This is a genomic window from Pedobacter sp. HDW13 (assembly GCF_011303555.1).
GTDB lineage: Bacteria > Bacteroidota > Bacteroidia > Sphingobacteriales > Sphingobacteriaceae > Pedobacter.
In genome coordinates this window covers 3627857-3651303 of record NZ_CP049868.1, presented here as the reverse complement: position 1 = coordinate 3651303, position 23447 = coordinate 3627857, and the positions used below count along the sequence as shown (strand labels likewise).

Here is a 23447-nt window from a genome sequence, read left to right as displayed (position 1 = left end):
TTTAATGACAGCATCCCCTTTCTTTAATATCAAAAAAGAATGAAATACCGACTAAAAATATATTTTACCTTAATCACATTATTTTCAGTCTGCCATGTCATTTATGCGCAATCAGATAGACGTACAATAGATAGTTTAAAAGTTCATCTATCCACAGCATCTTCCAAACTTGAAAAGGTAAGGACTATGTTAACCCTTTCCAAACTGGTTGGTAAATCGGATGCTAAACAGGCATTGGTTTATGCCGAAGAATCGATGCAGCTGGCAAATGAAATCGAATTAGATACCATTATCAATAAAGCAATCATCAATCTGGCCAGGGCTTATTTACAAATTGGAAATTATCCAAAATCTTTAACTATCTATCAGGAGATTATAAAAAGTAAAACCGCAAAATCAAATGACCTTTTGGCGGCGTACAATGGAATTGGCATCATTAATTACTACCAGAGAGATTATAAAAACGCCATTAAATATTACAATAAGGCCCTTCAGTTTTCCACTACCGAGAAGTCAGAAATAGAACGTGAAAAAAAATTAAAGGAAAGCCTTTTAAATAACCTGGGAATCATTTACGAAGAGATGAAGGAATTCGACAAATCGAACTTCTTTTATAATGAAGCCTTAAAGATCTGCAAACAATTAAATGATGAGGAGAACCTGGTTCACGTACTAACCAATCAGGGCAGGCTGTTTCATAAACAAGGTAAAAATGAAATGGCACTTCAGCATTACCTCGAAGCATTGGCAATCCGCGAAAAAAACAATGATCAATCGGGCGTAATCCTATCGTACGATGGTTTAGGGGAGTTTTATTTTGAGCTGAAAAATTACCCTTTAGCAGAGAAATACTTAAAGGATGCCATTAACCTTGGAAAACAAACAGGCGACCTGTTAACGGTACGCCGCGCTTCTACCAACCTGTATAAACTCTATCAGCAACAAGGCAATTATCAGCTAGCCTTTGAGTACCTGATGTTAAACAAACGGGTAAGCGACTCGCTATTTAATGCCGAAAAATCTAATAAGATTACCCAGCTGGAAATGCAGTTTGAGTTTGACAGGAAACAAAAGGAGAAAGAAGCAAGCCAGCGCGAAAAAGAGTTGACTTACCTATTGGCAGGGGTTGGCCTTGTTTTATCGCTGATTATTGTGAGTCTCTTATTTTACCTGCAAAGAAATAAGGCAAAGAATTCAGTACTCGAACAGGCGCATTTAAAACGAGAGAAAGAAAGTTTAGAAAAAGACATCGAGCTAAAAAACAAGGAACTCACTACCAACATCTTGCATCTGATTCAGAAAAATGAGCTTATTGACCATATTTCGGAAAAACTGCTAAAGATGAAGAGCGGTATGGATCAGGACGTCCAACCTGCAATGCAAAAACTCGTATCAGATTTGCAGTCAAATTTACGTCCCGAGATTCTGAAAGAATTTGAATTCAGATTTCAGCAGATACATGAAGATTTTTACGATGTGCTTAACGAAAGATTTCCGAACCTTAGTCCGAGCGAGAAAAAATTATGTGCTTTTTTAAAATTGAACATGACTACCAAAGAGATTTCGGCCATCACTCATCAAAACATTAAATCGATCGAAATCGCACGAACCCGCTTACGTAAAAAGTTAAACTTAACCGGCCTTGATTATAACTTAGTCACTTTCCTTTCACAGCTTCAGCGGCTATAATTTACCACATTTAAAACCCCAATACCTGCAAATCCTTTTATCCCCGCTGCCGGTAAAAAAACTGAGCACCTTGGCTTTTTTATCCTTTTTAGGCAAAGAGCACCCTTTATTTGCATTTAAAGGCATATTGTTATGGTTTTGTAGTGGTACTTTTTTCTTGTTACCTTTTTTTTCTCCCCATCTTTGAGCATCAACAACTACACAAACTAACCAAGGGTTTATGAATTATTTTTTGCATGAAGGCGCTCTCCTAGCTGAACAAATTACCATTCCGGAAGAAGTACAAAACAGCATTAAAAATATGCCTTTTAAGAACCTGCTGTACATTACTCAAATTGGTCAATCGCCGTTAAAAAGTGAAACACATACACCAGACTATGTATTGATTTATTGTTTAACGGGTAAGTTGAATTGCAATACCTCTTATGGTAATTTCCAGCTCAAATCCAACCAGTTTATGTTACTCCCTCCAAATGAGTTTTACAGCTATGAAGTAGATGAACAGTATCCCGGAGAAATTTATTGTTTGCATTTTAACGGAAACATGATCAATGAACTGAATGTGGCCTTTGGTTTAAATAAATTTGCCTCCCCTACCGAACTTCATTTCGACGGGCTCATTATCGATTCATGGAATGAAATATTTAACAGCCTGTCAAAAGAACTTAGCGCTGAAAATATAGCTTATGCTAACCTTTGCCTGTACCGTTTTATTTCATTTTTTCTGTTTTCGAACCAAAAGCAGAAACCAGTATTAGAAAGAGAAGATCAGCTGGAACAATCGATTTCTTACATGAAAGCCAATCTTCATAAGCGCCTTTGTGTGGATGAAATTGCTGAAACCTTCAGGTATTCTCCCTCACACTACTCGGTTCTTTTTAAACAAAAAACAGGCTTATCGCCAATAGAATACTTTATCAGGATAAAAATTAAGCATGCAAGCGAATTACTAACCACCAGCAACTTAATTGTAAAGGAAATTGCGGGCGAGGTTGGTTATGACGATCCTTTCTATTTCACCAGAATTTTCAAAAAAGTTACCGGAAAAACCCCGCGAGAATACAAAGAGCTAAACACTTTGTCTAACAGGCGCCACAACCAAAATGGCATGCGGTTTATTCATGCTAATTAAATCCCGGCAACTAAAGTTAGCTGGCATATATGCTAAAAAAGCAAGAACCCTTAAGGATTCTTGCTTTTCTTTTTACAGGCTTCTGCTAAGCTCTCGATCAATATAGCCCTTAAGCTTTTCCTTATTCTCAGGCAGCGGGCATCTTACCTCAGCCCAATTTCCGCGCTTATCAATTAATAAGAATCTTGGGATAGCCACCATTTTATATTTCCGCCCAAAAGCATCCCCAACATTATCCAAAAGCTGTACACCTTCTAATGCTTTCTCTTTAATCATGCCCAGCCATTTCTCTTTATCTTTTTCGGCATCTAAAGAAATTCCCACAAACACTACATTGTTATTGCCTTTGTAATGTTCTTCTACTTCTTTTAAGAAAGGTATTTGTGCTTTACAAGGTCCGCACCAGGTTGCCCATACATCAATTAATACTACTTTTCCTTTAAAATCTTTCATCGAAACCATTTTACCGCTTGCATCAGGCAAAATAAAGTCAGCAGCCGATTTCCCGATAAAAGCAGTGTCGGCAATAAACGTTTTTAACTGTGCTTCATATTTCTGTTTCACAGAAGATGGTTTAGCATATTTTTGATAAGGCATGAAAGTATCCCTAAATTCGCTGTAATTAGCAATGTTTAATTCTAACTCTTCCAGCTGCGCTTTCAGTACAAAAGATTTCAGACTGTCGTTTGTAATGGCATTCATCAATAACTTCACCCGCTCTGCATCACCCATTTGCGCTTTCTGGTTTTCGTTCAGATGATTTAAACAAAACCTGGCGTACAAATTAATATAATCATACCCTTCTCCCAATTGAAGAATTTGTCCTGATTTTATGCTGTTATCTCTCAAAAGCTGCTGATAGTAATCAGGGACGGCTAAAAAGTTTTTAGACTGGTAAATGTAGCCTCCTCTTTTTTCAGTAGAAGATTTTAACAGCATGTTTAATGCCAGCAGACTGTTATCCATCTGAACCGCTACCTTAAAGAGCGAGTTAAAAGCAGGGTCGGCTGTTTTAACCTGGCGGATAAAATCACTAACTTTTACCTGGAGCGGTTTATAAAGCGCAGAAAATGCTTCACGATCAGGCTTCTTTTCGAGGCTCATGAGCTTTAGTGGGTTAATCAACCGTTCCCATTCACTAATCAACCGGTTGGCTTCAGTTGTTTTTGAAGCGCTCAGTTCAACACCCGTATTATAATCAAATACCAGATTAATCTGATCATTGGGCTTAAGGTATAACCGTTTTTTAAACCTGGCCGAAGAAAGGTAGTAAAGACCTTCTTTTTGGATCGGAAGATTAAAATTAAAGGTTGAATCGCTTTTAGCTATGGTATACGTTTCAATTGTTTGACAACGCCCCTCAACCACTTTTTCTAAAGAAAGATCAATAGCCCATTTTAAACTTGTAACCACTTTACCACTAACCTGAGTCATCGGGAATTTGGCCGCTTGTTTCGCAATAATGAACCCTTTTTTCGCTTTAAAAGCGGCCTCATCAAGGGCTATATTTAGTTTTTGGCCAGCCACCAGTTTCAATGGAAAATTAACCACGTAATCGGTCTCTAACCTTCTGTGGCCCATCTTCATTACTGCAACCCGCATTTCATACGATGTATTTGCTAAGACCGGCATTACAATCGAAAACTTATTTGTGGCAGTATCAATTAAGTATTGAATGGCCCTGAACGACTTGCCTTCAGCTTTGCCAACTATAGTAATTTCATAATTTTTCTTTTGCGTAATCACTCCCGAAATTTCCGCAGGCTTTTGTTGTGCTAAAACATTGATTACATTAACAAAGCAAAAAATGGCACACAAAACTATTTTTATCTCTTTTTTCATTTCACTAATTAATTATTGCATCATAGCAATATTTAAAGCATATATAATTTACTTTACCGCTAATGCAGCATCTACTATTTTCTTAAAGCGGGGATCTGATGGCCGCGGTGCATCAACCGTTACTATTTTTCCTTCACGGTCAAAAATCAGAAAACGTGGAATAACAGATATCTTGTAGAACTTAAAAAGTGATTCATCGAATTGTGATAATAATTCAATACTTGTAAAGGCATGTTTTTTCACAAAACCTTTCCAGGCATCCTTTTTACTGTACCCATCAACCGACATTCCAATAAAAGCAATATCATTCCTATTCTTATAGCCTTCGGCAATTTTTTCCATGATTGGCTTTTCTGCTAAACAAGGAGCACACCACATGGCCCAAACATCTATAACCACAACCTTGCCCTTAAAGCCGTTTAAGGTATACGTTTTTTCATTTACGTCTTTAAGCTCAAAGTTATAACCAGCTTTCCCTACTGCAAACGGAGTTAAATCATTGTATAATTTCTGATAAGCCTCTTTTTGCGCTACAGTTGTAAAAATATCCTTGTATGGCTCTACATACTTCACAAAATGCTCAAATTCTTTAACCCCGGGCATCTTATGCAAAAGGAAAGCTACCTTAACACTACCATTATTTATTTTTGCGGCATTTTCAGGAGAAAAATAGTTCTCTAAAACCTTCTCCTGATTTTTAACTTCAATAAACTTCCGATAACCAAAAACATAATCAAGCAATTCCATTCCATGTTCAGAACGTAGCAAACGAACATCGTTCACTATATTTTTATCAAGCAGAGGTTTATAAAATGGCTGAGCATTTGCCGTACTATCATAATTGGCATTCAGCCTCCCTAAACCAAAATAATTGCCAGCTTTCAGATATTTAAGATCAATACTAACCTTATCGTTAAGCCAGATATTAAAATAAGTGTTATTGGTTTTGTGTGAAGCCAAAAATGAGATGGCAAATTTTTCGAACTGAGCATACTTACTACGGCCAATATCTGGTTTAGTAGCAACGGAATGACTATATTCATTCTTGGCATTTAACCATTCCTGTAAAAATTTGCTTTCGGTATTTTCATTCTCAATAACGCAACTATCGTAATCAACAGAGCTCTTTTCCATGTAAAAGCTAACTTTTTTATGTTCACCTGCTTTAAGGTAGATGGTATATTTGAACTCATGCCCCTTTCCTCCTGCCTTTTTGAAAAAAAAGATACCTTCTTTAACATCAACTTCAAAATTACAGTTCCCATTAACATCGGGTCGTTTAAACCCTAAACTTACCGTCGTACCATCTTTGAGCTCGTATAAAAACAATCCACTGGCTCTGTTTCCATAAATGGTGCAGTCAATAGTTGCTTTATTTCCATTAGCATAAACGTTGCCAGCCGCGAGGCTGCACCATAATAAAATGGCTAATAATTTACTCCTCATTTTTGCTTTCGTATTAATTCCCAAAATCAATTATCCTAAGTTCTCTCAGTGTTATAATTTAGTGCTAAAACGGTTATCGAGGGCTTTCTTGATATAATCGGCCACATATTCCAGATGCTCTTTTGAATCGATATCGGTCGTTGAAGGAATTGTGGCGAGAATATTTTTACGCAAGTCTTCTAAATGAACAGCTATTAATGCCCCAATATCTGAGCCTGTGGTTAAAGGCATCATTTCTGCAGCTTGAGTACCACCGAATAATAATCCAATGGCATTGTAACCCACCTCCGATTCTTTCATACTCCGCAGCAAAGCATTAACATAGAATTTTTGAACATCCCTGCGAAATTGCTCTATTGGCTGATGGGTATTCAACTCGCTCCAAACACCAGCCTTCATATCGGCCAGCAATGCATTCATCGAATAAGTATTTTCTTTACCAAAACGTTCCTCCATCATGTACAGGGTGTTAAACGCACGATCACTGAATACAGCATTCATGGCTCGCTCCTGAATAACCCTAACACTGCTGTAACGTATCGGATTACCAATTTTATTTAAGATGTTTTGATCAAGCAGCCAGGTAGGCGTTTCAAAAACCTGTTTATTTAAGAACGCTACCGCTTCTCTTTGCTTATCAACGGGCGCTGAGGCATAACTGTCACCTGCATCTCCAGGATATTTAATCGTTTCGTAAACACTTCCAATATTTTTGGTCACATGGGTTACATAGCGGTTAAACTGGTTAATCACCTGAATATACATTTGGCTAAGGTTTTTATATAAATCCCCTCCTCTTTGGTCCACTCGGGTAAGTTTTTAACCACGTACTTTAGGTTTTTAATCCCATATTCGCTGGCTTTCATGCTATTGTCACCAACATCCTCAGTCTGGCAGCGGGCATCATTATTCATACCTTCCCCACCAAACCATAACCTTGGATTATCTTTTAGCGTATCGCTAATCCACTTAGAAACAATTTTCCGGTCAGTAGCTACATCCTTGGCACCAATATAAGTGTAACCCCATTTAATTGCCCATTTATCATAATCGTTAATGCGTGGCATAATACCGGCTGCACCAATGCTGTCTTCGGGCTGTGCCACATAGTTGAAACGGGCATAATCCATAATTGAACTGGTATGGCCATATTTCTCTACCCAGGCCTTATCCCTTAATTTTTCTACAGGTGTTAAGCTACTGCTGCCCATATTATGGCGAAGGCCTAAAGTATGCCCTACTTCATGTGATGATACAAATCTGATCAACTCGCCCATTAAATCATCACTAAAAGTCATATGGCGCGCTCTTGGATCATTCGGTCCTGCCTGAAGCATATACCAGTCATGTACCAAAGACATTACATTATGATACCACCCGATATAACTTTGCAATATTTCCCCGCTTCGGGGATCATGGATATTAGGCCCGTAGGCATTGGCAACATCTGAAGGCAGATAACGTAGTATTTTATAACGGGCATCTTCAAGGCTCATCGTTGTATCGCCTTCCGGCCATTCCTTACCGATAATCGCGTTCTTAAAACCAGCCGCTTTAAATGCCTCATTCCAGTCATTAATTCCCTGAATCAGGTATGGCCGCCACTGCTTTGGTGTTGCAGGATCTAAGTAGTATACAATAGGCTGTTTGGGTTCTACCAGTTCGCCCCTTTTGTATTTGGCCATGTCTTCTGCCCTGGGCTCCAGGTTATAGCGAACAATAAATGATTTGGTTTCAATATTCTGCTGATCGTCTGATAATGGCGTATAACTATCGGCAAAATATCCAACGCGCAAATCAAATTCGCGCGGCACCATAGGTGTTTTGGGCATGAGCAAAATAGATGTCGAAACCTCCATGGTAACGGCATTTCCGATTTTAGCGGCATCTAAAACTGGCATTACCGGTGAGGGCTTCCCTGGTACTGTAGCTGAATAAGTCCGAACCGATTTTATCTCAATATTAATAGGATAGGCTGTTACATTTTTCAGGAAGCTTTTATCCTGGGCGATGGCACCAAGGCTTAATCGCTTCTGTACCTCATCATTTAGTTTGGTAAATGAATTTTCCTTTTGCAGAAAATCAGTTACATCTATAAAAGAACTTCTGTTGGCCTCTCCCCTGGCTTTCACATCAAATACCGTAGCAATAGCATCAAGGTTATTATAGGCAACAGCTTTGGCAATCGTACTTGTCGAATCTACTTTTGTAATTTGATTAACAATTTTCAGGTTGATCTTTTTCCCGATCCCTTTATCAAATAAAATGGTTTTTTGTCCCATTTCTTCACCTCCGTATTTCGGACTGCCTCCTGGTACTTTAACCAGCCAATTGGTTAATAGTAACTCTCTCTTTAAAAGTGAATCCGGAATTTCGAAATAATACCTGTTACCAGTTTGGTAAACATTAAACAAGCCTTTTTTGATGACCGTCTCTTTGGTAATAATTGTTTTTAACGGATCGGCTTTTTTTACTGTATCAATTTTGATCGCAGCTTGTTGCTCTTTTGGGTTCTGCGCAAATAGCGAAGTGCTGCACAAACCTAACAATACTATATATATGAATTTCATTATCTACTTATTATCTTAATATACAGTGATTTTAATTTTTCGGATTTAGGGCATTGTTGATTTTGTCCGAAATGTATTTAAGATGCGCCAACATTACCGGATCAGTGTAAGTTGGAATTGCAGCTTTACATTGGGCCTCAATTGCTTTTAAGTTTTTACGCATGGCCAAAGGAATATCTGTCCCCGCAATAAGGACATCTTTTGTTGGATCTGGAACTACTTCGCCTTCTGCCAGATATTTAAGCAAATAATTTACTGCAAATTTTTGCAGATACCGCTTATTGCCATCTACCATTTGGTGATTTTTGAACTCGGCATAAAGCCCACTTCTTAGATCAGTAAGCATCTCATCAACCGTATAGGTTTTATCCTTTCCAAAACGCATGGTAGCAGTGTTCATACGGAAAAGGCGGTTAGGATCAATAAGTTTAAAAAGTGCATCTTCCTGCATTTTTGTAACGTCTTCTTTTTTAGCGGGCTTTCTGAATTTGTTTAATACGTTAGGGTCCAAAATCCAGTTTGGCGTGTTAAAAACTTCCTTATTTAAAAAAGCAACTGCCTGTTTTTGAATTATCTTCGCAACAGGAACATATACATCGCCAACCTGGTCTACAGTTTTCAAATTTTCTGTAACACCGCCAATTTGAGTAAAAGCATAACGCATAAAGAACGAATATTGGCTTACAAGAGTGTAATAAAGGTCTGAAGTATTATAATACGTATTTTCGCCTGTAGTCGTCCACGGAATTAAATTAGCCATAACATACTTCAGGTTTTTTATACCATATGCTGCTGCCCCTACTGGGTTATTACTTAAATCTTCCCATTGCGCTGTAGGATTGGTAATATCCGTAGGTTTAATACCGGCAGGCTGGCTTGCAAAAATCAGGTTAGTATTTGCATTTAAATTGTTTTTAATCCAGCCCAATCTGATTTTCTTATCTGCTTCGAAACTGGTAGCCCCGGTGTTGGTATAAGCCCATTTAATAGCCCATTTATCATAATCGCTAATCTGTGGAATTAAACCTTTACGCGAAACCTGATCAGCAGGTTGGGCCACATAATTATAATGGTTATAATCCATGATCGAATAATTAAACGGGTGATTTGCCAGCCAGTTTTTATCTCTCAGTTTTTCTAAAGGGATTGCATAACTGCTGCCCAGGTTTTCTGTTAAACCCAGTGTAAAGCCTACAGTTCTGCTGATTTCCGCCTGTATTAATGCACCCATTAGTTCTTCGCTAAATTTCATGTTTCGTGCATCTTTATCTGCCGCCCCGGCTTGAATCATGTACCAGTCGTGAAGGGTTTTAACCTGCGAGTGCGACCAACCGATATAAGTTTGGATAATTTCTCCCGAACGTGGATCTGTTACCTGGTTATTATCAACAAAGGGGCTGATAGCTGGCATGTAGCGAATAACGCGGAAACGTCCATCTTCCAAATCCATTGATTTATCGTTAACCGGCCACTCTTTGCCAATAATGGCATTCTTGAAACCTGCGGCCTTAAATGCCTCGTTCCAGTTATTGATACCGGCAATCATGTATTTTCTGTATTGTTTTGGCGTTGCTGGATCGATATAATACACCAATGGTTCTTTAGGTTCTACCAGTTCGCCTGCCTGATAACGTTTTAAATCTTCGGGTTTTACTTCCAGTCTGTTCTTAATGATAAAGCGTCTTTCCTCCACCTTCTGTTGTGCATCAGAAAAAACAGTGTAAGAATCAGATTTGAAACCAACTCTTGGATCATAAGCCTGAATTTTCATGGCCTCTTTAGGCAATACCATTACTGAATTGCTAATTTCGAAGGTAACGCCAACGCTCGACGGCGCTGGTGCCGAAGCGTCGGCAGGAGAATCTCCATCAGCCGCTGCTGGCCTTGGGGCCACAGCCAAAGCATAGGTTTTAAGTGATTTTACCTCGATATTATTTGGATAAGCTTCCATTCCCAGAATTGCCGACCTATCCGCTGCCGGTGCACCGGTACCCATTTGTTTTTTAGCCGCAGGATGGAAACCGGAAATCAGGTTATCCTTTAAAAAGAAATCTGTCATTTCCACAACAGAAGATTTACCATCAACACTGCGTGCTTTTAAATCTAATACCATAATGATGGGATCAATGGTAGCATTTTTAACTGCTTTTGCCAGTTCATTTGACGGGTCGCTTTGTGCGACATTGGTTATAGCACGTACAAATAGTTTATCACCAGCTGCTTTTTCGAAAGAAACAATAATGCCATTCATCAGATCTCCACTATAACGGGGACTTCCGGTCGGAACTTTACTCAAACGCGTTGTGAACAGGAATTCCCTTGACAACAATTCATCAGGGATTTCAAAATAATAACGTTCATCAACTTTGTGAACAGTAAACAAACCCAGCTTTGATATAGACTTAGCTGTAATAACCTGGTTATAGGGCTTTAATTTAGCTACAACTACAGGTTTGGTAACCGAGGTCGAATCTTGTGCGAATCCTTTTTCTGCCGCAAATAAAACGAGGGCAAAAACAGGTATAAACTTTAATTTTATCATATTTATTAATTGATCTTATTAGCTGCCGTTGTTCACGGCCATATGTGTGTTTAATTAAGTTCTATATACTTATCTCCCGAGAGATTTTTTAAAGGTGATATCGGTAATTTTATCAAAGCCGGTATAAACATCGGCTGGAGATGACACTGAGCCTAAAATAGCGCCAGTTTGAGCGTTGAGGTTAAAGAAATAAACCTTGTTTCCACCACCACTGGCCGTTTCATCGGTTGCTACTACCAACACCTTACCTTCGGGTACATTAAGTGCGGTAATATTAGCGGCAGTATAACCCGAATTAAAAATCTTCATCGCTTTGATTACTGTGCCACCTGGAAATGTTAAACCAACCGTTGCAGCAGAACTGGCCAGATTATTCACTGTACAAGTGTATATTTTATTGCTGTTTACATAATAAAACACTCCCTTTGGCTGCGATAAAAAGGTCGGATTAGCAAACATGGTCGCAGTATTAATACCCGGACAGTTTGCTTCTTTTAACTGGAAACGTCCGGTTGTAAAATTGTTTGAATAAGCTATACCTCTTGGAAACTGCACCAGGTAGGTGTTGTTACCAGCGTCATCTCTAAAGAAACAATTCCAGTATATGGCGAGCGATGCCGTCATGGGTTGTGCATTCTCAGCATAAATCATATTATCGGTCATGTTTTTCAAATCAAATCCACTCCCGGTAACAGGATTTAAATTTGTTGTGGCCGCAGCATAGGCGGGTATATTTACCAATGCAGATGTAGAGGCATTAAACAACACAAACCCTTTATTCACCCTATCATAAAGGGTATATATTTGATCACTTGTACTGGCATTAATTACATATGGCGCAATAGTAAGACCAGCATAAGGTGGAAAAAACAAAGGGGGGTTAGCCAAATGAGCCACACTTTGAAACTGACGGTAAGCAATCTGGTTATTTACAATTACATATTCCCATCCAGCTCCCGAGCCACCCGCAGAACCGTTTGCCTGAAAATTCATCGAAGATATTGCACCGGGAGTAAACCAGTTTTCTATCCTTGTTGAGTCCGCAAAATCAACACTTCTAACCTGTAATCCTCCATTTGGATAAAGGAACGAGACCTTTTGTGCATTAATTGCAGTTGCATAATTAACTACGTTTACCTTAAAAGTTCCGGCAGGCAGCTTGTGCCCGTTCATGGTAGCATACACATTATTGAAGACTTTCCCTTTTACCCCGCCATCCCTGGTGGTAATTACTGAAATATCGGCTCCATTTTGCTGCTCTTGCAATACCAGCCAGCCTTCACCTCCCCATTCTGCCCCAGATACATTGAGTACAAATGTTTTATAATAGGAAACCCCTGTATCGTTATTGGTTACCCGGGCCACCAATCTGTATAAATTCGGAGGAAGGGTAATCCTAGTCTTTAAGCTCGCCGCCTCACTAATCATATATTTTGAAGGATTCGCATTTGCCTGTAAATATTGTGTAATTAACCACTGATAAGAAAGGTTGCCCGGAGCACCAATTGAAGCGTCTATTTTTAGTTTCACCTTTAAACTATCATTCTGACGTAGAATAATTGAATCTGGCGTAACAAACATAGCTGGATCTGCGCTGGCCATGTCAGCCGAAATCTTCAAAGTATTGATTTCGATATAATCGTAATTTCCCTGATCTTTAGAACAGCCTATAATTATTGATGCGACAGCAGTTAAGCTTAAGAAAATACCTAATATTTTTTTCATCTGTTTCATTTCTTCACTTGTCAAATGAAAGTTCATTAATAGTTTGCCGGTCCAACCTGGATGGGTTTATTCCCATTGTCAGGATCGTTTAATACCGCGCCTGGTAAGCCGTAATTGCCCGGGTAATTTGTTTTGATATAATTTCTTACCGTTGCCAGATATAAGTTATAGGCCACAGGGGGAGAAAATCTGCTTCCGGGAAACTCTGTTATGGTTACTCCTGTTGCCGGATCGTACAGGGCATCTAAAATCACTTTGTATTTTGTGGGGCTCCAGGTGCCGAAATTAGTCTGATAGCCCGCAAAAAAACCGGTTACCGTTCCGGTAAACTCACCCCACGAATCTGGTTTCTGCATATACCCCAGGTTAATTGTTATTTTCTGTTTAGTGGTAATCCCCTCTGCTGCGAAATTCTGATCTTTCTTTAGTTTAAGGTTTATTTTAACCTGTTTCCCGTTTTCTAAATCAGCAGTACGATATACTACAACCGGAAGCATACCCATTACCGATTTTGCAGGGATAATTAGATTTGTTAACAGCTTAAAATGTGTGCCTTCAATGGCTGCGTTGTTAGCAGAAGGCAATATTTCAACACTGAACGACCTATCTGTCGCGGCAGAATTTCCCAATACATTTACAGGCACGTTAATGGTATCTTTTAACTTTTTAGGGTATTTAGCAAAGGAGTAAGAGATGCTTGTGTCGGCCGTTCCAAAATAAATGGCATCGGCTTCTGCAAACAAAGCAGGATCCTTGCTGCATCCGCTAAAAAAGGAGATGGACAAAAAAGCTGTCATACACAGCAAAATAAGTTTCATAACAATTCTTTAATTTAATGGTTACTATTTATTGTACTCTAATTCCTTATCCGGAATTGGAAATACATATACATTGGCAGGAACAGGAACTGTTGTTCCCGATTCTGTTTTCAAATCTTTATTCAGTCTTTTATAGTAAAAGAAAGTTTGTCCTTCCTGGATAAATTCCCTTTTATATTCTCTGGTAATCTCTGCAGATAAGGCTATTCCATCTGGTACAGTGGCTGTTGTTAATGTAGTTAAGCCCCTTGCGCTCCTGGCTAAATTCAAGTACGATAATCCTGTTGCAAGATCTCCCATTGCATTAGCACATTCAGCAACCACATAGTACATTTCAGAAATCCTGATCACAGGCATAATATTTTGCATGGGATAGGGTAATCCCGCATTCTGGAAAAATTTAGAAGGAACATTAAAGGCTTTTGCCGAATTATTATCGAACCACGATAACCTCCAGTCGGTAGTGCCGTAAAGTGCAGTTTTATTAGCAGGTGCAAGCTGAAGTGAAACTCCCGTCGTTCCGCCTACATTAAAAAGCCCTTCGTTAATTAAGCCGATGTTGGTACTGTAAAGTGCAAAAACCAGTTCTTTTGAAAAAAGGCGATCTCTGGTACTGGCCGTTGCCAAAGCTACGTTACTGGTAGACAGCGGAAATTTATTACTTCCAATAACTTCTTTTGCATTGGCCATAGCATTTGCATAATCTCCCTTGTACAGGTAAATACGGGCCAAACAGGCTTTGGTTGCCCAATAGTTCATGTGATTTTGGGTATAGCCCGAAAATAAATCTAAATTGCCTTGCTGTAACGCTGAAGTATCTGCCTGGGCCAGTATATTTTTAGCCTGATTTAAATCTGCTATACAAGAATCCAATACTGCATTAAGCGTTAAAAAAGGGGCTGCTTTAGCTGTAAAATTACTCACGTATGGTATTGCCTTCTCATTCATACCCGTTAAAGGTAACTGACCAAATAAACGGGCCAGATCAAAGTGGAATAAACCCCTTAGTGCTAAAGCCTCTCCTTTAACCTTATTGTAGTGATCTCTTGAAAAAACTTCTTTTTTTGCATCAACATAACCAAGCAGGTTATTTAGATTAGCGATGTTGTTATACATTCCGCCCCATATCAATGCCATTTCAGCTTTTACCCCTACCTGGGCATAATCATACCGGTAAGTATTGGCGTAAAGGTTATCGCCTAAAGCCGAGGTTGAGGCATTGGTGTAATTATTCACCAATACCGAAAGCATTCCTACCGATAAATCTTGCGTATATAAACCTTTTCCAGCAAAAGAAGCCGGCTTATCCATCCCTAAATAAACGCCTGTCAGGGCGTCGGTGAAACCTTGTTCATCATTAAACAAAGCTTGTTGAGGGACTTTATCTTTTAATGGCATTTCCAGAAATTTCTTACATCCGTTCAATGTAAGCAACAGTACAAAGCAACATAACAAGCCAGTGGCTGCCTGATTGATTTTCGGTGTAATTTTATTCTTTTTAAACATACACTTAGAAATTTGTAGTTATTCCAAAATTTAAACTTCTGGAAAAAGGATAGCTCGTTCCCCTTTCGGTTTTAATTGTTGCAAAACGTAGTAAATTGTTTTGGGTAATCATGATACGAGGTGCAGATAAATGAGCGGCCTTCACCCATTTTAGGCTTGTCGGAAAGTTATAACCAACCGTTAAACTTGCCAGTTCAAGAAAATTATCTTTCTGAACAAAACGCGAAGTTGCATTTGTTTGCTGCAGTCCGGTTGAACCATCTGCTACCAAAGCCTTAAATGCAACCTGATCACCGGGTTGTTTCCAGCGTTCTGTTAATACCCTTAAATCCGCATTACCATGCAACAAATCAACATTTTCAACTTTATCAACCAAGGTTTGGTTATACATGTAACCACCAAACTGATAGCTAACATTTAAGTTCAGGATAAAATTTTTGTAAGTAAGACTGGAGCTGGCACTTCCTTTAATTTTAGCAGTAGCATCAGCAATCGGGCGTTTATCCCTGGCATCCCAGATAAAGGTTTGGCTTCCATCTAATTTAACGAATACTTCTTTACCGGTGGCCGGATCGATACCCAAAGAGGGTACGGCCCAAATCCTCGACATGGATTGCCCTACTTCGAAACGTGGCAACGGCGTAGTTTGGTATCTTGAGTTTAAAACATCATTTGGAGCTGTAGCACTGTTAAATGCATTATTTATAGCTACAATAGCAGGCGATAACCTGGTAATGGTATTGGTATAATGTCCAGCGTTAAAGCTAACCGTCCAAAATATGTTTCTTGCCGGATTTTTAATTACAGGAGCGGTAATCCCCACTTCAAATCCTTCATTTTTAGTGGCACCTAAATTATTCTGATAAGTTGAAAAACCGGTAGAGGGCGCAAGATCAAGCGGCAATATCAGGTTGTCAGTCGTTTCCCTGAAAAACTCAATACTGGCATTAAGCCTTCCTTTGAAAAATCCCAGATTTAATCCGATATTGCTTTTAAGTGTTTGCTGCCATTTCAAATCAGGATTAGCATAATTAAGCGTTGAAGCACCTACCATTAAGCGGTAATTGTTTGCATAATTATACTGATAGATTTGTTGTGCCATATCCGAAGAAAAGTTTTGGTTACCTGTAGTACCAATACTGGCACTCAGTTTAGCCACCTGGATAATATCGTTAGGTTTAAAAAACTTTTCGTTGGCAATATTCCAGGCCAAACCACCTGCAAAAAATGGAGCAAACCGGCTATTCGAACCGAATTGCGAAGACCCGCTTTGGTTAGCTGTAAATTCTAAAGTATAGCGGTTATCGTAATTATAACTTAAGCTTAAATAATTAGAAAGATTTTTAGTTAGGTTATTAGTCGTTCTGGGTTTTATGGTTTGATAATCAAAACCATTTGCAAGGCCCAGTTCACCCAGATAATCGTTAGGAATGCCATATACTTCAATAGTAGTGGAATTACTACTTGTTTTTTGCAAAGAGGTACCCAAATTGGCCAAAATAGTATTTTTACCTAAAGCCAGGCGATAACTTCCATTTAACCGTCCGCTAATTGCGCTATTTTTACCTTTAAGCTGCTGGTAATAGCCCAAATCAGGAAATAGTGCTAATGAATTTGAAACAAACCGGGTATGATCAGCCGGGTAGAATGTTTCAGCACCCGGTAAATTACTACTCCAGCCTAAGCTACCTGTTATTTTTAGATCATTTGTAATCGACCAATCCAAATTGGTATTATTGGTAAAACTTAAAATTGTACTATAGTCTTTAACATTTAAGGTAGAATTATAGGATGGATTGGTAAATGCGCCACCCGGTGCAGTAATATTAAATCCTAAAGCAGATTGACCAGGCTCTAAAATTTTAATCGGGTTTCCGTTTTCATCGTTATTTCTAAAATACGGAAATTGATCTACGTAATCATTAAAAGATCCCCACGAGGTATTATTCCCTTTGGTGTAGCCTACCAGAATGCTGTTACTTAATTTAATTCGGCTAACAGCATAAGAAACATTGTAACTTAAACCATAACGGTTCCTTCCAGAGCCTTTCATAGCCCCGTCAGAAGCATTATAGTTTAAACCAAAAGAATACCGCAGCGGGCCTGAACCACCAGACAGGGAAAGACTTTGGTTTAAGCCAAAACCAATTTGTAAGGGCTGAGAAAGCCAGTAAGTATCAACCCCGCTTTTTACCTTCGCTAAGCGGTAATCGTACCATTGCTTTTTTGCAATATCATTGTATTGATTATTGGGGTCGCTAAAAATTCCGGTTAACCTTTGCGCCTCCAGCAGCTGTTCTGCATTCATCAAATGATAAGATGATAGATCCGGCAGCTCTACACTTGTATTAACGGAGTAGGTCACTTTCAGTTTTCCGGCCAGTGGTACTTTTGTTTCGATTACAATTACACCATTTGCGGCCTTTGAACCATAAGCAACAGTTGCTGCCGCATCTTTTAACACCGTGATATTGGCTATCAGGTTGATATCCATATCAAATAGTGTTTGCAATGTAGTCTCAAAACCATCTAAAATAATTAACGGCTGGTTGGGGTTAGCCAGATAATTGGCCATGATATCGCCATTGGAAACCGGATTTGCCCCTGTGGTACCCCCAGGCTGTAAAGAAGGTAAATTATTGGCACCCCTGATCTGAATATTGGGTAATCTGTTCGGATCACTCCCAAACTGATTATCCTGTGCTATCCTTACAGATGGGTCAATCACCCCTAATGCCTGTATCACATTTTTGGGATTAACCATTTTCAGTTCCTCGCCGGTATATGTTTTTGCTGAACCGGTAAAATTACCTACCGGCCGTTTATATAAACCGGTATTAACCGTTACTTCTTTAAGGCTAAACGCATCAACCTTTAATACAAATTTTAAATCTGTTTCTCCGGCCTTTAAGGTTATTTCACGTAATAAACGGCCAACAAATGTTGCCCTGATTGTTGCACCAGGCGTTACTTTTTTTAGTTCAAAGCGGCCGTCCTTATCAGTTCTTGTACTATTTGCACTGCTTACCTGCATCACAACCGCACCAGCCAGGGGTACTCCGGTTTCATCCTGAACAACCCCTCTTACGTTTACACTTTGCGCAAAAAGTGCAAGCGAAAAAAAATTCAACATCAATAACAATATTGATTTGTTGTAAATGCCTTTATTTAATCTATTTTTATTGTTGTCCATCAGGATTAATCGCAACTAATTTTCCTTTATTATTAATTCACTTCCTATTCAGGTTTTACAAATACGTAACTTGCAACAGGCACCAATGGCAGGTAAGCTACTCCGGTTACCGGCGGCGTTTTAGGGTAAAATGGCAATGCTGTAAATGGCGTCCTTTTACGTTTGTAATAGAAAAACATTTGTCCTTCTCCTATAAATTCTTTTCGGTACTCATTCATAATTTCAGCTTCTAGTGCAGCTGCATCGGGCACATTAACCGCAGTTAAAGGGATAGTTAAATTTCTGGCTGCCCTTACTTGATTAAGATAACCTAAGCCTGTTGTAACATCACTCGCGCACTCAGCCAAAACATAGTACATTTCTGTTAAGCGAATCATTGGGAATATATTAGATGAAGTAACAGTAAATTTTTTAGGCAAAAGCGGAGTCCCGCTAGCGCTACCAGTAGCTGCATCTATAAAACTTTTGCGATAATCGATATTTGTGCTGCCATATAGTGCAGTCTGACTTGATGCAGACAAACCGATAAAACAGGGTGCGGCAAAAACAGCCTTATAGTTAGCATAATAATTATTAGCATAAATATTTAGCTTAAACAGGCTTTCCTTTGTAAAAAATAAATCAGAATTTGTATTAAAAGATAAAGCAAATTTATTACTGTTAATTACCGCCAAAGCATTTTTACCGGCTTCAACTTTATCTCCTTTATATAAATACAAACGTGCCAGTAATCCTTTTACAGCCCACCTGGTAATTTGCGAGGTGGTTAAATCATCAGAACTTAACAGGGCATCGGCTGCATTTAAATCAGTAACACAAGCATTCAGGGTCTGCTCAACCGTACCAGCTGGTGTTGGGTTAGGATTTATGGTTGTTACATAAGGAATGCCCTGGTCTTGAAGATCTGCCGAAGCAAATAAACGCAGCAAGTCAAAGTGTAAATAAGCCCTTAACGCTAAGGCCTCTCCTTTTACTTTATTATAGTTATTTCCGGTAAAAATATCCTTTTTAGCCTCGGTATTAATCAATAGGTTATCCAGGTTAGCGATAGCCAGATACATTTTGTTCCAAACTTCAGTGCTATAATTCTTTACTACAGGGTCAGTAAAATTAAAAGTAGCGGCCTGATAATATAATTGTCCGGCTTTATTTACATTAACGCTATCGAAACTTCTCCCGGCAAGAGAAAGCACGCCCATAGTCAGGTCTTTGCCATACAGTGTAGCCGACCCCATTTGGAGATAAACGGCATTTAAAGCTTCCCTGAATCCCTGCTCGGTAGAAAAGACTTTACCTTCATCTACTTGCAAAGGTTGCGGTGCACCATCAACCCATTTTTTGCAGCCCATAATGCTCAGCAGCACTAACAGGCCCATAATAGCTGATATTTTCATCTTCAAAATCTGCATTACGCTTGTTTTAAAAGTTTGCATTTAAAATGAATGTATAATTACGTTGAAAAGGATAATTAATGCCACGTTGCATATCGGCACCGCCAATTTCAAAAGCATTGTTAACCATAACCTTTACCCCTATATTTTTGGCATTAATCCTCTGCGAAAATGTTTTCGGCAACATATATCCAAGGGTAAGCGAAGAGCATTGCAGTTTATTCTCATTTTCTACCAATCGGGTTGTAGCGTAGGTTGGCGAAACAAACAAACCTTTGTAAGCTGCATTTGGCATACCCGGGCTCCAGCGTCCCGAATTAAATAAACGGGCATCCAGATTATAATCAACCGTTGCATTTTCAATATCGGCCATGGTTTGATTGTACGCCTTAGCCCCGTACTGATAGTTGAAATATGCGCCAAATGAAAACTGCTTAAAGTTGATTTCGGTACCCAGGGCACCTACCCATGTGGGCACTAAACTACCGGCATACACTTTATCTTTAGCATCCCAGATAGTGGTTGATGTACCATCTTTCTTTAAGAAAATTTCTTGGCCGCTTTGTGCATCAATACCTAGAGAAGGTACAGCCCAAATGCCATATACCGGCTGCCCAACTACATATTTGGGCTGGATAGTAGTTTGCGGAACAGCAAAATCATTGTAGTTATTTACATCATTTAAGTAAGGTCCTGCAGCATTAATTTTATTTGTTGTCCGCAGCGCATTGGCGATAACGTTTATCTTTAAATTATGGTGTAAAGATTTATATACCGTTGCTTTTGCCAATAACTCGAATCCATTATTTTCTATCTCTCCGTAGTTATCGTAAAACGAAAAGTTCTGATACCCTGTAGAAGCAACCGAACTTACCGGAAGAATCATCCTGTAGCTGATCTGCTTGTAAACATTAAGGGAAAATGTAAGCTGGTTATGCAACAGGGAAGCTTCTAAACCAAGGTCTTGTTTAAAAGTCTCGGGCGATTGCAGCTGATTGTTTGCCATTCCGGTTAAATAAGCCCCTAAACCAATACCAATGGTACCCATACTACTGCCGGTAGGTATATATTGCTGATTCGTATAGTAATTGTAGGTTGTTCTGTTTAAATAAGACAAGAAGTTCTGGTTCCCCGAAATCCCTAAACTCCCCTTAATTTTTAAAAGATCAATCCAGCTTACCGATTTAAGGAACTTTTCCTTGTTGATATACCACGAAACTCCAACTGCACCAAAATTAGCCGCCTGATTTAAACCCGAATAGTAATCCATGGCCCCCGAAATATCGATCTGATAACGGCCATCGTAACTGTAGCCAACATTTCCAAAAGTAGAAACATAGCGGGTTACAATTTTTCCGCTAACAGGTTTTGCAATATTGTACGAATTCCCCAGTGCGATATCGGCCAAACGATCTGTGGCAAAACCACTCACAGAAACACCCTCTGATTCGCTAGAGGTTTGCGATAAATTCTGCCCTAAGCTTGCAAACAGATAATGCTTGCCAAAATTTTGCTCATACTGTAAACGCAGTCCACCCTGAACATCAAAGAATGAGTTTGAAGTATAGTTATATAAGCCTCTGGTAAACAAATTCTCTGCTGTGATGCTGGCAAATGCGGTATGGTTTGGAGGTAAAAAATAATTTAACTCATCAGCTTGTTTTGAAATTCCAATCATTCCATCCAGCTGAAATCCGTCCCCTAATAACCAGTTCAGATTGGTTAAATTGCTATAACGCGAATAAGTCATCGCATCGGTTGTAGAAAGCGTTGAGTTGTATGCTGGATTTACATAAGTAAGGCTACCGCTTCCCGCTACATTAGATTCTACAATTTCCTGAAACCTACCTGTGTACGGATCGTTAACCTGCCAGTACGGGTTCATTTTAGCATACAAATCAAAGGTACCGTATGGAGAATTTGCCGCATCAGTACCGAGATACGAAAACTGGTTGCTGAATGAGAATGAACCAAAATGGCCACCAAAGTATGCACCCAAATCAAGGCTTTTCCTGAAAGCGCCTTTCATGGTGCCATTAACATTATTGTATGAGCCAGTTAATCCATATGCCATATCATCATTACCCGCACTTAAAGCCAATGTGTGCTTCGTGCTAAGCGCGTTGCCTAAGGGTATTGACAGCCAATCTGTATTTACATCATTAGTATAGGCCTGATTGTAGCGATTTTGATAAACCGGAGCCAAAGCTCCATTGAATAGGCCTGAATTTTTCTCTACTTCTAATTTCTGTTTTGCAGTTAGCGGCGTAAAAGAAGAAATATCAGCCGAAGCAATTTGAGCTTGTTCTTTAAAGGATATTTCCAGTTTACCAGATGGCTTATTGGTTTTAATAGCAATAACGCCATTGGCACCACGCATTCCGTAGCTAGCCATGGCCAATGCATCTTTTAATATGGTAACGCTTTTTACCCGGTTAATATCGATATCCAAAATGGTTTGAAGCGATACCTGAAGACCATCAAGCAAAATAACTGGTGTACTATTCGCAATCGTGTTTGAGGCGATATAATCCGAAACGGATGGCGTTGTTAATAATCCAGAAGAAGTATTGCCCTTATTACTACCCGCAATATTTGCCCAAAAGGGGAAATTACCAGCACCAGGCAATGAAAGAACCGGAACTGAATTCGGGTTATCGCCCTGATTGTTGCTTTTACTTACCAATAATGATGGCAGATAGAATTTTAAACCATCAATTAAGCTAAGCATACTGATATTGCGCAGTTCTTCGCCTGTTACCACTACGGCCGAACGCGAAAGGGCGTCATTCGATGATTTCAAAAGCGCTGGACTTACCGCATATCCTTCTACCCTTTCAGTATTTACCATCCTCACCACGAGTGAGGAGCTTAACACTTTTTTTCCTATTTTGCGATAACCGGGTTTTGAAAGTACAATTACAGAGTCTGAATTGTTTTCAAAAACAACGATGCCTTTAACAGTGTACTTCGATTCTTTTCCTAAAGTTACCTGAACACTATCCAATGGTTTAGAACTGGCCAGGTCTAATACCGTTATCTTTAGGTTTTGTATACGGCGGGAAGTATCAACTTTAGAAAAAGGTTCCTGTAACGCTGGCTGCAACGCATGGCTGGTTTGAAAACCCAAACAAATAATGCATACTAAACCGATAAAACAGTATATTTTTTTCATTGAACTTAATAAATAGCTAAATTTTCATCTGGCAGAACCATCACAATAACAAAATTACGTTTGCTCAAAATCAAAAAAAATGGATAATAACGCGATTAACAGGACTATACTTTTAAGAATAAGAAAATTGCGATATCAATAGTAAGCTGTATACCGATTCCTTTAACACCTTCAAGCTCACGAAAAAGAATCTATTATTTAATAAATCAGTTACATTGTAGGTCTTGCCTGCTTTATAGTTTACATTTAGGCAAACTATAAAAGTGGTCGGCCCGGTAGTAGTCCACCAGCTGGTTCTGACAAGAAATATACCGATGGTACCGCATGCCTAAATGAAGGAATTTCAAATATTTTTCCCCTATAGTCGAATCCACATCATGGTGATAAACTAAAATTCACCCGTTTGTCACTTTCTCCC

Annotated in this window: 11 protein-coding genes and 1 pseudogene; 2 read left to right on the top strand and 10 right to left on the bottom strand. The window is 39.1% G+C overall.

The annotated features are described in order from the left end of the window. Positions 1-186 precede the first annotated feature (186 nt). The gene (locus G7074_RS15335; protein ID WP_158674104.1) at positions 187-1689 is read left to right on the top strand and encodes a tetratricopeptide repeat protein; all 1503 of its coding nucleotides are present in this window, start codon (positions 187-189) and stop codon (positions 1687-1689) included. Positions 1690-1909: 220 nt separating this feature from the next. After that, positions 1910-2821, top strand: coding sequence for an AraC family transcriptional regulator (locus G7074_RS15330; protein WP_124561838.1), 912 nt, complete (start codon positions 1910-1912; stop codon positions 2819-2821). A gap of 72 nt (positions 2822-2893) precedes the next feature. On the opposite strand, the gene G7074_RS15325 is transcribed toward G7074_RS15330, so the two are convergent. The 10 genes and pseudogenes from G7074_RS15325 to G7074_RS15275 form a co-directional block, all read right to left on the bottom strand. Further along, on the bottom strand, positions 2894-4663 hold the full coding sequence (locus tag G7074_RS15325) for a redoxin family protein (protein ID WP_166209431.1): 1770 nt from the start codon (positions 4661-4663) through the stop codon (positions 2894-2896). 48 nt (positions 4664-4711) lie between these two features. Continuing rightward, entirely contained in the window at positions 4712-6109 is a 1398-nt protein-coding gene (locus G7074_RS15320) for a TlpA disulfide reductase family protein (protein WP_166209428.1), read from the bottom strand. Between the two features lie 51 nt (positions 6110-6160). Next, positions 6161-8679: pseudogene (locus tag G7074_RS15310) on the bottom strand (zinc-dependent metalloprotease). A 31-nt stretch (positions 8680-8710) separates the two neighbouring features. After that, complete coding sequence (locus tag G7074_RS15305; protein WP_166209420.1) at positions 8711-11221, bottom strand: zinc-dependent metalloprotease; 2511 nt, start codon at positions 11219-11221, stop codon at positions 8711-8713. 69 nt (positions 11222-11290) lie between these two features. After that, positions 11291-12946, bottom strand: coding sequence for a PKD-like family lipoprotein (locus tag G7074_RS15300; protein WP_166209418.1), 1656 nt, complete (start codon positions 12944-12946; stop codon positions 11291-11293). Between the two features lie 35 nt (positions 12947-12981). Then, positions 12982-13743, bottom strand: coding sequence for a DUF4843 domain-containing protein (locus tag G7074_RS15295; protein ID WP_158674106.1), 762 nt, complete (start codon positions 13741-13743; stop codon positions 12982-12984). Between the two features lie 45 nt (positions 13744-13788). Continuing rightward, a complete protein-coding gene (locus G7074_RS15290) occupies positions 13789-15270 on the bottom strand; it encodes a RagB/SusD family nutrient uptake outer membrane protein (protein WP_124561845.1) in 1482 nt (493 codons plus the stop codon). Positions 15271-15274: 4 nt separating this feature from the next. Then, positions 15275-18463 carry a SusC/RagA family TonB-linked outer membrane protein gene (locus tag G7074_RS15285; protein ID WP_166209415.1) on the bottom strand — a complete coding sequence of 1063 codons (3189 nt, stop codon included), beginning with the start codon at positions 18461-18463 and terminating at the stop codon, positions 15275-15277. Positions 18464-18507: 44 nt separating this feature from the next. Continuing rightward, complete coding sequence (locus tag G7074_RS15280) at positions 18508-19896, bottom strand: RagB/SusD family nutrient uptake outer membrane protein (RefSeq protein ID WP_166209412.1); 1389 nt, start codon at positions 19894-19896, stop codon at positions 18508-18510. After that, the gene (locus tag G7074_RS15275; RefSeq protein WP_166209408.1) at positions 19883-23029 is read right to left on the bottom strand and encodes a hypothetical protein; all 3147 of its coding nucleotides are present in this window, start codon (positions 23027-23029) and stop codon (positions 19883-19885) included. Before G7074_RS15275 ends, G7074_RS15280 begins: the two co-directional genes overlap by 14 nt. Positions 23030-23447: the final 418 nt, after the last annotated feature.

Excerpts from the sequence above, each read along its gene's own strand:
- G7074_RS15295 (WP_158674106.1), bottom strand. The coding sequence starts at position 13,743 with ATGACAGCTTTTTTGTCCATCTCCTTTTTTAGCGGATGCAGCAAGGAT.
- G7074_RS15320 (WP_166209428.1), bottom strand. The coding sequence starts at position 6,109 with ATGAGGAGTAAATTATTAGCCATTTTATTATGGTGCAGCCTCGCGGCT.
- G7074_RS15285 (WP_166209415.1), bottom strand. The coding sequence starts at position 18,463 with ATGGACAACAATAAAAATAGATTAAATAAAGGCATTTACAACAAATCA.
- G7074_RS15325 (WP_166209431.1), bottom strand. The coding sequence starts at position 4,663 with ATGAAAAAAGAGATAAAAATAGTTTTGTGTGCCATTTTTTGCTTTGTT.
- G7074_RS15300 (WP_166209418.1), bottom strand. The coding sequence starts at position 12,946 with ATGAAAAAAATATTAGGTATTTTCTTAAGCTTAACTGCTGTCGCATCA.
- G7074_RS15275 (WP_166209408.1), bottom strand. The coding sequence starts at position 23,029 with ATGAAAAAAATATACTGTTTTATCGGTTTAGTATGCATTATTTGTTTG.
- G7074_RS15290 (WP_124561845.1), bottom strand. The coding sequence starts at position 15,270 with ATGTTTAAAAAGAATAAAATTACACCGAAAATCAATCAGGCAGCCACT.
- G7074_RS15305 (WP_166209420.1), bottom strand. The coding sequence starts at position 11,221 with ATGATAAAATTAAAGTTTATACCTGTTTTTGCCCTCGTTTTATTTGCG.
- G7074_RS15335 (WP_158674104.1), top strand. The coding sequence starts at position 187 with ATGTTAACCCTTTCCAAACTGGTTGGTAAATCGGATGCTAAACAGGCA.
- G7074_RS15280 (WP_166209412.1), bottom strand. The coding sequence starts at position 19,896 with ATGCAAACTTTTAAAACAAGCGTAATGCAGATTTTGAAGATGAAAATA.
- G7074_RS15330 (WP_124561838.1), top strand. The coding sequence starts at position 1,910 with ATGAATTATTTTTTGCATGAAGGCGCTCTCCTAGCTGAACAAATTACC.